Here is a 373-nt window from a genome sequence, read left to right as displayed (position 1 = left end):
GAGTAAGCCCGCACCTTGCGCGCCATACTGAGGCTGAACAAACACAGCGGTTGTCAGTGCAGGTACAGAGAAAGTCCCTTCCGAGAAAGAGGCATCTCGTACGATGTAGTCCGCAGAGTTAGCTTGAACCTCATGCAGCTGGAAGCCAGTGGCATTATCAATCTCGAAGCTTTGTTCTTCCGCTGTCGCATTGATCATCACAACCACTGCATCAAGGTTAGGATCAAGGTCTTTACCCGCATAGAAGCCATCATCAATAGACATAACGATGAGACCTTGTGTTTGTTCTTCACCCACATTGCGGAAATCGACGCGCTTCATGACTTCTTGTTTCGAGTTAAGACGGAACAAGTCACTTGAACTGCGAATCTTC

At 48.3% G+C, this 373-nt stretch carries 1 protein-coding gene; it reads right to left on the bottom strand.

What is annotated here, in order from left to right:
* Nucleotides 1-373, bottom strand: a 373-nt coding sequence (locus AB4585_RS23995; RefSeq protein ID WP_372171258.1) for an alpha-1,6-glucosidase domain-containing protein, incomplete at both ends; no start/stop codon positions are given.

The organism is Vibrio sp. 10N.222.49.C9 (assembly GCF_041474985.1).
GTDB classification, from domain to species: domain Bacteria; phylum Pseudomonadota; class Gammaproteobacteria; order Enterobacterales; family Vibrionaceae; genus Vibrio; species Vibrio crassostreae_C.
This window is presented reverse-complemented; position numbering and strand designations above follow the sequence as displayed.